At 73.1% G+C, this 12,846-nt stretch carries 12 protein-coding genes; 5 read left to right on the plus strand and 7 right to left on the minus strand.

The genetic code is table 11. The features are described 5' to 3' along the window. Positions 1–57 precede the first annotated feature (57 nt). From CRP30_RS10215 to CRP30_RS10225, 3 genes are read right to left on the minus strand one after another with little or no spacing between them, the layout of a single operon-like run. Positions 58–1,281 carry an ABC transporter permease gene (locus CRP30_RS10215; RefSeq protein WP_097183794.1) on the minus strand — a complete coding sequence of 408 codons (1,224 nt, stop codon included), beginning with the start codon at positions 1,279–1,281 and terminating at the stop codon, positions 58–60. Next, positions 1,278–2,006, minus strand: a complete 729-nt coding sequence (locus CRP30_RS10220; protein WP_097183795.1) for an ABC transporter ATP-binding protein — start codon at positions 2,004–2,006, stop codon at positions 1,278–1,280. Before CRP30_RS10220 ends, CRP30_RS10215 begins: the two co-directional genes overlap by 4 nt. Continuing rightward, entirely contained in the window at positions 2,003–3,028 is a 1,026-nt protein-coding gene (locus CRP30_RS10225) for an efflux RND transporter periplasmic adaptor subunit (RefSeq protein WP_097183796.1), read from the minus strand. The genes CRP30_RS10220 and CRP30_RS10225 overlap by 4 nt, the downstream gene beginning before the upstream one ends. Positions 3,029–3,209: 181 nt before the next feature. Here CRP30_RS10225 and treZ point away from each other — a divergent pair, with 181 nt between their 5' ends. Further along, positions 3,210–4,964, plus strand: a complete 1,755-nt coding sequence (gene treZ / locus CRP30_RS10230) for a malto-oligosyltrehalose trehalohydrolase (protein WP_097183797.1) — start codon at positions 3,210–3,212, stop codon at positions 4,962–4,964. Between the two features lies 1 nt (position 4,965). Beyond that, a complete protein-coding gene (locus tag CRP30_RS10235; protein ID WP_097183798.1) occupies positions 4,966–5,703 on the plus strand; it encodes a dihydrofolate reductase family protein in 738 nt (245 codons plus the stop codon). Here the strand turns inward: CRP30_RS10235 and CRP30_RS10240 are convergent. Continuing rightward, the gene (locus CRP30_RS10240; RefSeq protein ID WP_097183799.1) at positions 5,700–6,026 is read right to left on the minus strand and encodes a GYD domain-containing protein; all 327 of its coding nucleotides are present in this window, start codon (positions 6,024–6,026) and stop codon (positions 5,700–5,702) included. The genes CRP30_RS10235 and CRP30_RS10240 overlap by 4 nt on opposite strands. Positions 6,027–6,114: 88 nt before the next feature. Next, positions 6,115–6,678: a maltokinase N-terminal cap-like domain-containing protein gene (locus CRP30_RS10245; protein WP_097183800.1), complete on the minus strand. Its 564-nt coding sequence runs from the start codon at positions 6,676–6,678 to the stop codon at positions 6,115–6,117. Positions 6,679–6,807: 129 nt separating this feature from the next. On the opposite strand from CRP30_RS10245, the gene CRP30_RS10250 reads away from it, so the two are divergent. From CRP30_RS10250 to CRP30_RS10260, 3 genes are read left to right on the plus strand one after another with little or no spacing between them, the layout of a single operon-like run. Further along, positions 6,808–7,899, plus strand: coding sequence for an ATP-dependent DNA ligase (locus CRP30_RS10250; RefSeq protein ID WP_097183801.1), 1,092 nt, complete (start codon positions 6,808–6,810; stop codon positions 7,897–7,899). Positions 7,900–7,939: 40 nt separating this feature from the next. Continuing rightward, a complete protein-coding gene (locus CRP30_RS10255) occupies positions 7,940–9,508 on the plus strand; it encodes an alpha/beta hydrolase (protein ID WP_097184123.1) in 1,569 nt (522 codons plus the stop codon). 41 nt (positions 9,509–9,549) lie between these two features. Further along, a complete protein-coding gene (locus CRP30_RS10260; RefSeq protein ID WP_097183802.1) occupies positions 9,550–10,623 on the plus strand; it encodes a DNA polymerase domain-containing protein in 1,074 nt (357 codons plus the stop codon). A 432-nt stretch (positions 10,624–11,055) separates the two neighbouring features. On the opposite strand, the gene CRP30_RS10265 is transcribed toward CRP30_RS10260, so the two are convergent. Continuing rightward, positions 11,056–12,057: a 2-hydroxyacid dehydrogenase gene (locus tag CRP30_RS10265; protein ID WP_097183803.1), complete on the minus strand. Its 1,002-nt coding sequence runs from the start codon at positions 12,055–12,057 to the stop codon at positions 11,056–11,058. Positions 12,058–12,062: 5 nt separating this feature from the next. Next, complete coding sequence (locus CRP30_RS10270; RefSeq protein ID WP_097183804.1) at positions 12,063–12,839, minus strand: fumarylacetoacetate hydrolase family protein; 777 nt, start codon at positions 12,837–12,839, stop codon at positions 12,063–12,065. Positions 12,840–12,846: the final 7 nt, after the last annotated feature.

Raw genomic sequence — 12,846 nt, forward strand, 5'->3', positions numbered from 1 at the left:
GCGATCTCGCCCCCATCAGCGGCTTGATGGGGGCGAGATCGCCGATCTCGCCGGACGTCAGAACCGGATGGCGTCGATCACCTTCGCGCGGACGGCGATGGTCGCGGGCAGCAACCCGGCCAGCGCCCCCACCGCGGTGGCGGCGATCAGACCCTCGACCGCGGCGGCCACCGGGAAGCCGGGCATGTCCGCGATCGGGATCCCGTCGTTCAGCAGCTGGTCCAGCGGCAGGTTCCGCACGAGCACGATCGCGGCCCCGACGGCGAGCAGCCCGGCCAGTGCGGTCGCGCAGACGCTCTCCAGCATCACCGCGGCGAAGATCCGGCCGGACGTCGCCCCGAAGCTGCGCCGCACGCCGATCTCCCGGATCCGTTGCCGCACGGTGACCAGGCCGATGTTGAGGACCCCCAGCCCGCCGAGTATCAGCACCACGGTGCCGGCACCCCGGATCGCCAGCCGGAGCATCGCGATGGTTTCCTCCGCGCCCTGGGGATCGGAGCGGTAGGTGTCGACCTGCAGGCCGGGCAGCGCGAGGGCGAGGTCGTGCCGCACCGTCTCCATCACCTGGTCGGTCTGGTCGGCCGGCACCCAGAGCTCGAGGGTGCTCGGTCCGGCGTACATCGCCGCCGCCGGGTCCAGCGCCGTCGTGGCGTCCCACGGCCCCGCCGACCGGTCGATGCGATAGGCCACCAGCTCGTCGCCGTAGCCCTCGCGCACGACCCCGACGACGGTCGCCCGCACCGGGTCCGCACCACCGATGACCACCGTCGGCCGGCTGGAGAGGTCCGGCACGCCCAGCGCCGTCATGAACGCCTCGTTGACGACGACCGACGGCGAGAGGCTCTCCCGGTCGCCCTCCCGGAGCCAGCGTCCCTCGATCGGCTCGATGCGGTGCAGGTCGCCGTAGTTCGGCGACACCCGGCGGGTCTGGACGGCCATCGTCCCCCCGGGCATCCGGAACCGCGTCTCGCCCCACGCGATCGTGGCCGCCGTCGCGATGTCGTACCGCTCGACCAGGTCCGCGACCGCGGCGTCCCACTCCGCACCGTCGGGTGGCATCCCGGTGTTCGGGTCCCAGGCGCTGACGGCGACCGTCGCCGCCCGGCCGCCGGACCGCTCGCCGACCTCCTGCTGCACCTGGGCGACCATGAGCCCCAGCGCGGTCACGGTCGTCATGGCGAAGACCGCCAGGAAGACGCCGACGAGCGACAGCAGCACGCGGGCCTTGTGCACGCGGACCTCGTCCCAGGCCTCCGCCAGCGTGCCGAGGATCCCGGTCATGCCGGGCCCCGGTCCGACGTGGCGGCACCGAGCGCTCCGGCCTCGAGCAGCGGCGAGAGGCGGCCACGGTCCAGCCGGAAGCGGCGGCCCGCCAGGGCGGCGACCGAGAGGTCGTGGGTGATGGTCACCAGCGCGGCGCCGTTCTCGGCCGTGGCCTGCGCGAGGAGGGCCATGACCTGCGCGCCGGTCTCGACGTCGAGGGCGCCCGTGGGTTCGTCGGCCAGCACGACACGGGGGCTGCGCACCAGCGCGCGGGCGATCGCCACCCGCTGCTGCTCACCGCCCGACAGGCGCTCCGGCACCTGGTCCGCGCGGGCGCCCAGGCCGACCCGGTCGAGCATCTCCCGGGCCGTGCTCCGGCGGCGCAGGTAGTCCCGGCCCCGGGCGTAGAGCAGCGGCGCGGCGACGTTCTCCGCGGCGGTGCGCCGCGGCAGCAGGTTGAACTGCTGGAACACGAAGCCGAACACCTCACCGCGCAGGCGCGAGCGACGGCGGGCCGAGAGGCCGTCGGTCGGCTCACCGTCCAGGAGGTAGCTGCCCGAGGTGGGGGTGTCCAGCAGGCCGAGGAGGTTGAGCAGCGTCGACTTCCCCGACCCGGAGCGGCCGACGATGGACACGTGCTCGCCCGGCGCGACGTCGAGGTCGACACCGGTCAGGATCGGCAGGACGCTCTCGTCCGGGAGCAGCACCTCCCGGCTGATCCCGCGCAGCTCGAGCAGGCTCATCCGTACGGCCCGCCCATCATCGGGTCCTGCACCGGGGTGTCGTCGGGCACGGGCACGAACTGCAGCACCTGCTCGCCCTCGCTGAGCCCGTCGCGGATCTCGATCTGGTCGCCGTCGGTGAGCCCGAGGGTGACCGCGCGCTGCTCCTCGGCACCGTCGTCGCCGACCACCCAGACGTTCCCGGTCTGCACCGAGCCCTGGACGGCGGTGATCGGCACGACGAGGACGTTCTCCGCCGTCCCCGCCTGCACGCCGACGGTGGCGCCCATGCCGGGGAACACGGACACGCCGGCCGGTACCGCGCAGCGGGCCGTCGTCCCGCCGCCGGTCCCGCCCTGCACCGGCGGCGCCTCGCCCTCGGGCGCCGCCCCGCCCGAGGTCGGCGCCGCCCCGAGCGTGAGCCCGGTGCAGGTGAAGGGGGCCGGGCCGCCCTGCACCTCCACCTCCGCGGTGGCGGGCGGGGCGAGCAGCCGGAACTGCTCGGCCTGGGTGAGCGTCGCGGTGACCGAGAGGGTCCCGGGGCTCACGGAGCCGACCTCGTCCCCCACGGCGACGACCTGGTCGACGAGCACGTCGAGCTCGTCCAGCGTGCCGGCCGCGGGTGCCGGGACCGTCGCGGTCCGCACGCGCGGCGGCCGCGGGGTCGACGTCGGGTTGCCCTCGGGATCGGTGCCTACGACGGGCGCCAGCTCCTCCTCGAAGCGGATCTCCAGCAGCGCCTGACCCGCCGTCACCGTCGCGCCCTCGGCGACGAGCAGCCGGCGGACGGTGCCGGCCGCGGTGGCCTTCACCGGGACGGCGGGGTCGGCCACGACGGTGCCGGTGACCGACACGGTGTTGGTGACGGTCCCGCGGGTGACGGGGACGGCCGGCGAGCCCAGGTCGAGCGCCGGTGCGCCCGGTCCGGAGTCCGCGGAGTCGCCTGTTCCCCCGCGGAAGGCGAGCACGACGAGGGCGACGGCGATGACGGCCCAGACCAGGAGGCGGAGGGCCGGGAAGACGACGGTGCGGACGACGGACATGCACGCTCCTTGCGCGCTCGGGCACCGATCGGTACCGGTACGGCGAAACGTAACGGCCCGGTCGCTCTACGTCGTCATCCTGCGGGCGGACCCGCCGGTACTACCAGGGGTTGACCTGCGGCGGGGCGGGCATGATCGGTCCGCCCCCTTCCGCACGACCGCCTTATCAGGAGGCCCCCGCATGTCCGCTCCCGTCGAATTCGCCGTCTGGGCGCCCCTGCCCGAGCGGGTGCGGGTCCAGGTCGACGGCGCCGTCCACGACATGACCCGGGACGACGGAGGCTGGTGGCGCGCCGAGGTCGAGGCCGCGCCGGAGGCCGACTACGGCTACCTCCTGGACGACAACGCGACGCCCCGCCCGGACCCGCGCTCCCGCCGTCAGCCCGAGGGCGTGCACGGGCTCTCCCGCCGGTTCGAGCCCGCGGCCCACGAGTGGGGCGACGGCGCCTGGACCGGGCGCCCGCTCGCCGGAGGCGTCGTCTACGAGCTGCACGTCGGCACGTTCACTCCCGAGGGCACCCTCGACGCGGCGATCGGACGGCTGGGTCACCTCGTCCGGCTGGGCGTGGACTTCGTCGAACTGCTCCCGGTGAACGGGTTCAACGGCACGCACAACTGGGGCTACGACGGCGTCCTCTGGTACGCGGTGCAGGAGGAGTACGGCGGCCCGGCCGCCTACCAGCGCTTCGTCGACGCCTGCCACCAGCAGGGTCTCGGCGTCATCCAGGACGTCGTCTACAACCACCTCGGCCCGTCGGGGAACTACCTGCCGGAGTTCTTCCCGATCTTCGCCGAGGGCGGCGCCAACACCTGGGGCAACTCCGTCAACCTCAGCGGCCCAGACTCCGACGAGGTCCGCCGCTACATCATCGACAACGCGCTCATGTGGCTGCGCGACATGCACGTCGACGGGTTGCGGCTGGACGCCGTGCACGCGCTGGTCGACGAGCGCGCCACCCACGTGCTCGAGGAGATGGCGCAGGAGGTCGACCGGTTGTCCGTCGCCGTCGGCCGGCCGCTGACCCTGATCGCCGAGTCCGACCTGAACGACCCGCGCATGGTCACCCCGCGCGTGGCCGGCGGCCTCGGTCTGACCGCGCAGTGGAGCGACGACTTCCACCACTCGCTGCACGCCACCCTGACCGGCGAGGGCCAGGGCTACTACGCCGACTTCGCCGAAGCGGGGCTCGGCGGCCTGGCCAAGGTGCTCACCGGTGCCTACTTCCACGACGGCGCCTGGTCGAGCTTCCGGCGCCGGCACCACGGTCGCCCGGTCGACACCGCGACGCTGTCGGGCTGGAAGTTCCTCGGCTACCTGCAGGACCACGACCAGATCGGCAACCGCGCCGTCGGCGACCGGATCTCCGCCACCCTCTCCCCCGGCCTCCTCGCCGTGGGCGCGACCGTGACGCTGACCAGCCCCTTCACGCCGATGCTGTTCATGGGCGAGGAGTGGGGCGCGACCACGCCCTGGCAGTTCTTCACCAGCCACCCGGAGCCCGAACTCGGCAAGGCCACCGCCGAGGGCCGGATCGGCGAGTTCGCCGAGCACGGGTGGGACGCCGACGTCGTCCCCGACCCCCAGGACCCGGAGACCTTCACCCGGTCCAAGCTCGACTGGTCGGAGCTGTCGAAGGAGCCGCACGAGCGGCTGCTCGCCGTCCACCGCTCGCTCCTGGCCCTGCGCCGGGCGCACCCGGACTTGGTCGACCCCGACCTGGCCGCGGTGCAGGTGACCTGGGACGACGCCGACCGGTGGCTGGTCGTGCACCGCGGCAGCCTCCGGGTGGCGGTCAACCTGGCCGGGGAGCCCCGGGAGGTCGACCTCGACCGCCCGGTCGCCGACGTCCTGTTCAGCACCGACGAGCTGCCCGCCGTGGACGGCGCCACCGTGACGCTGCCGGCCGAGAGCGCGGCCGTGCTCAGCACGCGCTGACGTGCGCCGGCTCCTCCCCGGGACCGGCGATGTCGACGACGCCGGCCTCGTCGAGGCCTACCGGCTGCCGGCGGGGCGGTCGCTGCGGGTCAACTTCGTCGTCTCCCTCGACGGCGCCGTCACGGTCGGTGGCCGCAGCGAGGCGCTCGGCTCCCCGGCCGACCGGCGGGTCTTCGAGCTGCTGAGGGCGCTGTCCGACGGCGTCCTCGTCGGCCACGGGACGGCGGCCGCCGAGGGGTACCGGCCGATCATCGCGGACTCGCGCGTCGGCCGGCTGCGCAGCTCGCTGGGGAGGCCGGCGACCGCACCGGTGGTCGTCGTCTCCCGCCGGGCGTCCCTGGATCCGGGCAGCCGGCTCGTCGGCGGCGCCGTCTCGCCCACGCTCCTGGTGACCTGTGCCGCGGCCGACGCCGACCGCCGCTCCGCCCTCGCCGACGCCGGGGTCCAGGTGCTCGTCTGCGGGGACGACGACGTCGACCTCCCGCTGGCCCTGGACCGGCTGGCCGAGCGCGGGCTGGAGCAGGTGCTGTGCGAGGGCGGACCGCAGCTGCTGCGCGCCGCGCTCCGGGCCGGGGTGGTCGACGAGCTCGCGCTCACGGTGTCACCGACCCTGGTGGGGGCGGCCGGGACGCGGCTGCTCGGCGAGGAACTGGCCGACCGCATCCCGCTCGAGCTGCGCCAGGTGCTCCAGGAGGACGGGTTCCTCCTCACCCGGTACGGCGTCCGGGCCGCCCGCTAGGCCCCGGGGGCCCGGTAGCCGACGGACGAGGCGCGCTCCAACGCCTCCAGCGTCTCCTCCACGGTGAGCAGAACCGTCGTCTCGATCGACGCGAGCGCACCGCCCCCGCCGATCGCGAGCGCCACGGCGGCCATCGCGACGTCGTCGGGTGCCTCCCAGAGGGTGACGCCGTCGTGCTCGCCGAAGGCGTACCAGAAGCCGTGCAGCTTCCCGCCGACCGACTCGATGTACGCGGTCGCCGCTCTGCGGCGGTCCTCGGGATGGGCGATGAGCATCGCCCAGGTCTCCGGGGTGTAACGGAAGAGGGTGAGGTACATGGGCATGGTCGTGCCTTCCGGTCGTCCCCCCGCGGGCCGACGCTAGGAGGCGGGCCGGACGGCGTCGAGACCCCCCGGCGTGACGCCGGAGGGGCTACCGGGCGACGGCGACGACGCCGCGGGCGGTGCTCCCGTCGGGACGCGTCCAGTCCACCTCGACCGCCCCGCGACCCGCGGTGGGCACGCCCGGCTCGGGCACCCGCACGAGCTCGACGGCGCGCGGCTGCCCGTCGCCGGTCCACGAGCGGCCGACCGTGGGGTCGAGGGTGTCGCTCTCGCTCTGGTGCTGCGCCTCGACCGCGCCGGCCACGAATGCGAGCAGCTGCGCCGACGCCACCGGGTCGTGTTCGGCGTCGTAGAGCCATCGGGTACCGAGGACACCGTGCTCGGAGGTCCCGACCAGCCCGGCGTCCGCTCCGTCGAGGGCCGCACCGCGGTAGGTGAGCGGCACGAAGTAGGTGGTCGCCCCCGCCCCGGTGCCGTCGCTGACCAGCATGAGCTCGATGCCGACCTCGCCGGCCGGGTCGTCCAGGCGGAAGCCCCCCGCCCGGGACAGCGCCGGCGTCCCGAACCCGCGGTACCAGGGCTGCCGGGGCAGCCAGCCGGTGAGGAGCTCGAGCTTGGTGGGAGCCATGGTCGTGGCGTGGACGGTGGCCATGCCCCACCCTGTCACGTCTCCTCCACGCCGCGGAGATGCCGGACGCGCGGTCCACCGCGAAGTGGGCGACCGCAGCGCGCGGTGGCTTCCCCGTCCATCCGGTCGCTGCGTGCTGGTTGACTGACCTGCATGGATCTCCCCGTGCAGCCGCCGGTGAAGCCGATGCTGGCCAAGGCCGCGACGAAGGTGCCGACCGGCGACGACATGTACTACGAGCCGAAGTGGGACGGCTTCCGGTGCATCGTCTTCCGCGACGGCGACGAGGTGGAGCTGGGCAGCCGCAACGAGCGCCCGCTCACCCGCTACTTCCCCGAGGTGGTGGCCGCGGTGAAGGAGAACCTGCCCGAGCGGTGCGTCGTCGACGGCGAGATCGTCGTCCCCGCCGGCGACCGCCTGCACTTCGAGGCGCTGCTGCAACGCATCCACCCGGCCGAGTCGCGGGTCACCCTGCTCGCCGAGCAGACCCCCGCGTCCTTCGTCGCCTTCGACCTGCTGGCCCTCGGTGACGAGTCGCTGCTCGAGACGCCGTTCGCCGAGCGTCGGGCGAGGCTCGAGACCGCGCTCGGCGCGGCCGAGCCACCGATCTACCTGACCAGCGTCACCCGGGACCCTGCCACGGCGGAGCGCTGGTTCGAGACGTTCGAGGGGGCGGGGCTGGACGGCGTCGTCGCCAAGTCCGCCGGCCTCCCCTACGGACCCGACCAGCGGCTGATGACCAAGATCAAGCACGTGCGGACGGCGGACTGTGTGGTCGCCGGCTTCCGCTGGCACAAGAGCGGACCCATCGTCGGCTCACTGCTGCTGGGGCTCTACGACGAGGGGAAGCTGCAGCACATCGGCGTCGCCGCGTCCTTCCCGATGGCCCGCCGGGCCGAGCTGGTCGAGGAGCTCGCGCCCTACCGCGCCGAGGCGCTGGACGGGCACCCGTGGCAGGACTGGGCCAATGCACAGGTGCAGGAGGACGGCGAGAACCGCATGCCCGGTGCCGTGAGCCGGTGGAACGCGAAGAAGGACCTGTCGTGGGTGCCGCTGCGCCCGGAACTGGTCGTGGAGATCAAGTACGACCAGCTCGAGGGCCGTCGACTTCGTCACACCGGTCAGTTCCTCCGCTGGCGCCCCGACCGGGACGCGCTGAGCTGCACGTACGACCAACTCGAGGTGCCGGTGCGCTACGACCTCGGGGAGGTCCTGACGGGCGGTACGTCGCCCGATCGGGAGTGATCGCCTGCACGGGGCCCACACGGCTCCTAGGCTCGTGATCATGCGTCTGCACAACGGCCGGCTGGCCGTCCCGACGACCCTGCTCGCCCTGAGCATGGTCCTGGCCGGCTGCACCTCCTTCGCCGACTCGGTCGGCGAGGAGGCCGCCAGCACCCCGACGGCCCCGCCCGAGCCCGAGGCCGCCCCCATCGAGTGGACCGACTGCAACGAGGAGATCCAGGCCCTCGTCGCCGGTCAGCCCGGCAGCGAGCGCGACCTCGGCTTCGAGTGCGGCCGCACCGAGGTGCCGATCAGCTACGAGGAGCCCGACGGCGCGACGCTGCCGCTGTTCCTCGTCCGCGTGGTGAGCGGCACCCAGACCGACCGGATCGGCTCCCTCGTCGTCAACCCGGGCGGCCCCGGCGGCTCGGGCGCCGACGCCGCGATCGGCCTCGCGCTCTCCCTCCCCGAGGAGGTCGTCGGCCGGTTCGACATCGTCGGCTTCGACCCCCGGGGCGTGGGCCTCTCGACCCCGGTGGAGTGCATCCCGGACGAGCGCAAGGAGGAGATCCTCGCCGCCGAGCCGCGCCCGGTCAGCGACGAGGACCTGGACGCCGCGTTCGCGCTGGCCCAGGAGGTGGCCGACGACTGCGCCGAGGAGTACGGCGACGCGCTGGGCACCTTCAACACCGTCGACACCGCACGCGACATGGACCGGCTGCGCGAGGCGCTCGGTGACGAGCAGCTGACCTACCTCGGTTACTCCTACGGGACGACCCTCGGTTCCACCTACGCCGAGATGTTCCCGGACAAGGTGCGCGCCCTGGTCCTCGACGCCGCCGTCGACCCCGACGTCGCCGCGCAGGAGGACGCCGAGCAGAGCGCCGCCGCGTTCGAGGCCGGGTTCGACGCGTTCGCCACGAACTGCACCGGCCTGCTCGCCGGCTGCCCGCTCGGCGCCGAGCCGCGGCAGTTCGTCGAGCAGGTGCTGGCACAGGCCGACGCGACGCCGATCCCCAACAGCGAGCCCGACCCCGACGGCCAGGCACGGCTGGCCACGCCGGGCGTGGTGATGACCGCGATCCAGGCGGCCCTCTACGACACCCAGTCCTGGCCGCAGCTGGCCCAGGCGCTGGCCGCGGCGCAGACCGGCGACTCCAAGGGTCTGTTCTCCCTCGCCGACAGCTACACCGGCCGGCTCGAGGACGGGACCTACTCCAACCTCCTCGACGCGAACCTGGCGATCAACTGCGCCGACCGCGAGGAACGGTTCGAGGCGAGCGAGGTCCGCCGGCTCGTCGGCGAGTGGAACGCGAAGTACCCGCTGTTCGGTGCCGGTTCCGCCGCAGGGCTGTACACCTGCTCGGTGTGGGACGCCGAGCGCACGCCGCTGCCGGAGCGCGACGCCGAGGGCAGCGCGCCCATCCTGGTGGTCGGCAACTCCGGGGACCCGGTCACCCCGCTGCCGGGCGCCGTCGACCTGGCGGAGGACCTGGACTCGGGCGTCCTGCTGACGTGGCAGGGGCAGGGACACACCGCCTATCCCAAGACCGACTGCGTGACCGCCGCGGTGAACGCCTACCTCATCGACCTGACGGCGCCCATGGACGGACTCACCTGTCCGGCGTAGGGACGCCTCGCCGGAGGCCGGGCTGCGGTAGGAACTGAGCCATGGCCAGCAGCAAGGACGCCGTCGTCCTGGACGTCGACGGGCTCGAGGTCCGCGTCTCCAACCCCGAGAAGCCGTACTTCGGCGACAAGGGGATCCGGAAGATCGACGTCGTCCAGTACTTCGTCTCCGTCGGCGAGGGCATCCTGTTCGCCCTCAAGGACCGCCCGACGACGCTGGAGCGCTGGCCCGGCGGCGTCTTCGAGGGCGCCCGCATCTCCACCCGCGTGGACAACACCGGCGACGCGTTCTACCAGAAGCGGGTGCCCAAGAACGCCCCGCCGTGGGTGCCGACGGCGCACATCACCTTCCCCAGCGGGCGGACGGCGGACGAGATCGCGCCGGACTCGGTCGCGGTGGTGGCGTGGTGCGCGAACCTGGGCACGCTGACGTTCCACCCCTGGCCGGTGGACAAGGCCGACGTCGAGTCGCCCAACCAGATCCGGATCGACCTCGACCCGCAGCCGGGCACCGACTTCTCCGACGCCGTCCGGGTCGCCCCGCACGTGCGCGAGCTGCTGCACGAGTTCGGGATGGAGGGCTGGCCGAAGACGTCCGGTGGGCGCGGGGTGCACATCTACGTGCCCATCCACCCGCGCTGGACGTTCACCGAGGTCCGGCACGCGGTCATCGCCTTCGGCCGGGAACTCGAACGCCGGCTGCCCGACCTGGTGACCATGTCGTGGTGGAAGGAGGAGCGCGGCGAGAAGATCTTCATCGACTACAACCAGATGGCCCGGGACCGCACGATCGCCTCGGCGTACTCGATCCGGCCCAAGCCGCACGCGCCCGTGTCCGCACCCGTCGACTGGGACGAGCTGCCCGACGTCACGCCCTTCGACTTCGACGTCCTCACCATGCCCGGGCGCTTCCGGCAGGTCGGCGACAAGCACGCCGGGCTCGCCGGCCACGCCTACGGCATCGAGCCGCTGCTGGAGCTGTTCGAGAAGCAGGCCACCGACGCCGGGCTCGGCGACCTCCCCTATCCGCCGGACTACCCGAAGATGCCGGGCGAGCCGATGCGCGTGCAGCCCAGCCGGGCGAAGCGTCCCACCGGCGAAGATGCCGCCAACTAGCCTGTGGATGAAGTGAGCACAGCGCTCACTCGCCCCGACGGCCCGCCCCGGTGGCCACCAAATCGACGACCCGCTGGCGTCCTTCCGACGGCACCTGCGGGCCGCCGCCAGGGCACCGCGGACGAGGGAGCTGCACAGCCAGGGCTACGGTTCTTCTCGCGGTGACTGGCCGGTCGTGGGCCGTCGGTCGCGGCCACGCCCGACCGGCTGCCCGCGGGCAGGCGGCCGCTGGCATTCCGGAGGTAGCCGGGCCCCGGGCCCTGCGGGACCGTTCGCGACGACCGGCCAGGGGCCGTCACTGCTCGAGCCCCTGGCGAGGTCCCCGCCTCTTGTCATGACGCGCGGGTGCCGACGACCCCGCCGCCGTCCTCCGACTGCAGCACCGCGCCCGACAGCTCCACATGCGTGCACTGTGCTGCCGAGGCCCAGGGGTCAGAGCTCCTTCCCGGGCCGAGCACTGTGGGCCGTCTCCGGTACGGGGGTGCGCGGACCCTCGCCGGCCAGCACTGCCCGGACGTTGTCGACGGCGAGCGCTCCCATCGCTTCGCGGGTGGCTCGCCCGGCGCTGGCGATGTGCGGCAGCAGCACGACGTTCTCCAGCGAGCGCAACCCCGGGTGCAGCTGGGGCTCGTTCTCGTAGACGTCGAGGCCGGCCGCGGCGATGACGCCGTTCTGCAGCGCCGCCACGAGTGCAGCCTCGTCCACGACGGAACCGCGGGCGGTGTTGACGAGGACAGCGGTCGGCTTCATGGCCGCCAACTTCTCGGCGTCGATCAAGTGGTGGGTATCGGGGGTGAGAGGGCAGTGCAGCGACACGACGTCGCTCTCGGCGAGCAGTCGCTGCAGACCCACGGGCTCGACGCCGTACGCGGCCGCTTCCTCGCTCGACGCGCGGCTGCCCGTTGCGAGGATCCGCATGTCGAAGGCGGCGGCGCGCCGTGCGACGGCCATGCCGATCCGGCCGAGGCCGACGATGCCCAGCGTGGCTCCACCACTCACGTCGAGGCCGACGAAGGACTGGGGGCCCCAGATCCAGTCCTTGCCGGTGCGCAGGAATCGATCGGCCTCGACGATCCGCCGTGCCGTGGCCAGCAGCAGCGCGAAGGCACAATCGGCGCTCGCCTCGTCCAGGACTCCTGGCGTGTTGCTCACTGCCACGCCCCGGGACCGGGCCGCGGCGACATCGATGTTGTCGTAGCCGACGGCGACGTTCGCGACGATCTTCAGGTCGGCGCCCGCGGCGTCGAGAACCTCGCCGTCCACCCGGTCGGTCAACAACGTGATGAGCGCGGAGGCGCCCGTGACCCCCGACAACAACTGCTCTCGCGAAGGAGGCCGATCAGGATCGTCGTGCACCACCAGCGGCACCCCGAGATCGTTGGCCGCCGCCATGGCGGCAGGCGTCAACTGGCGACTGAGGTAGACGTGCCCCATCACCCTCACCCCGCGATGATGCGAGTGGTCACCGTGCCGATGCCCTCGACGGTCACGGCCACCTCGTCACCCACCTGCAGCGACCCGACCCCGGCAGGCGTGCCGGTCAGCACGACGTCGCCCGGCAGCAGCGTGATCGTCTGACTCACCCACGACACGCAGCCCGCGACGTCGAGCAGCATGTCAGCCGTCGTGCCGTCCTGGCGCACCTCGCCGTTGACCGTGGTGCGCAGCGACAGCGACGACGGGTCGATGTCGGTCTCCACCCACGGCCCGAGGGGGCACGAGCCGTCGAACCCCTTGGCCCGGGTCCACTGCTTCTCGGCCCGCTGCATGTCGCGCAGGGTGAGATCGTTCGCCACGGTGTACCCCAGGATCACGTCCGCCGCCTTCTCGGGCGACACCTTGCTGCAGCGGCGACCGATCACGATGGCCAGTTCGCCCTCGAAATGCAGGTTCTCGGTGAGCGCCGGGTAAAGCAGGTCGCTGTCAGGACCGGTGACGGAGGTGGAGAACTTGGCGAACACGACGGGGATGTCCGGGACCTCGTTGCCCAGTTCCTTCGCGTGCTCGGCGTAGTTGCGCCCCATGCACAGCACCTTGCTCGGCTCCACCGGCGCCAAGAGCGTCACGTCGGCGAGGGCGGCGCGCTCGTCGGTCGGCTGGATGCCGTCGAACGGTGTGCCGTCGAGCCGGACGATCACCGCATCGGGCCCCTCCCCCTCGACGAGTCCGTAGGCGGGATCTCCGCCGGCGGCGGGGATGTAACGGGCGATGCGCACGTGTTGG

This window comes from Blastococcus haudaquaticus, from assembly GCF_900230285.1.
GTDB lineage: Bacteria > Actinomycetota > Actinomycetes > Mycobacteriales > Geodermatophilaceae > Blastococcus_B > Blastococcus_B haudaquaticus.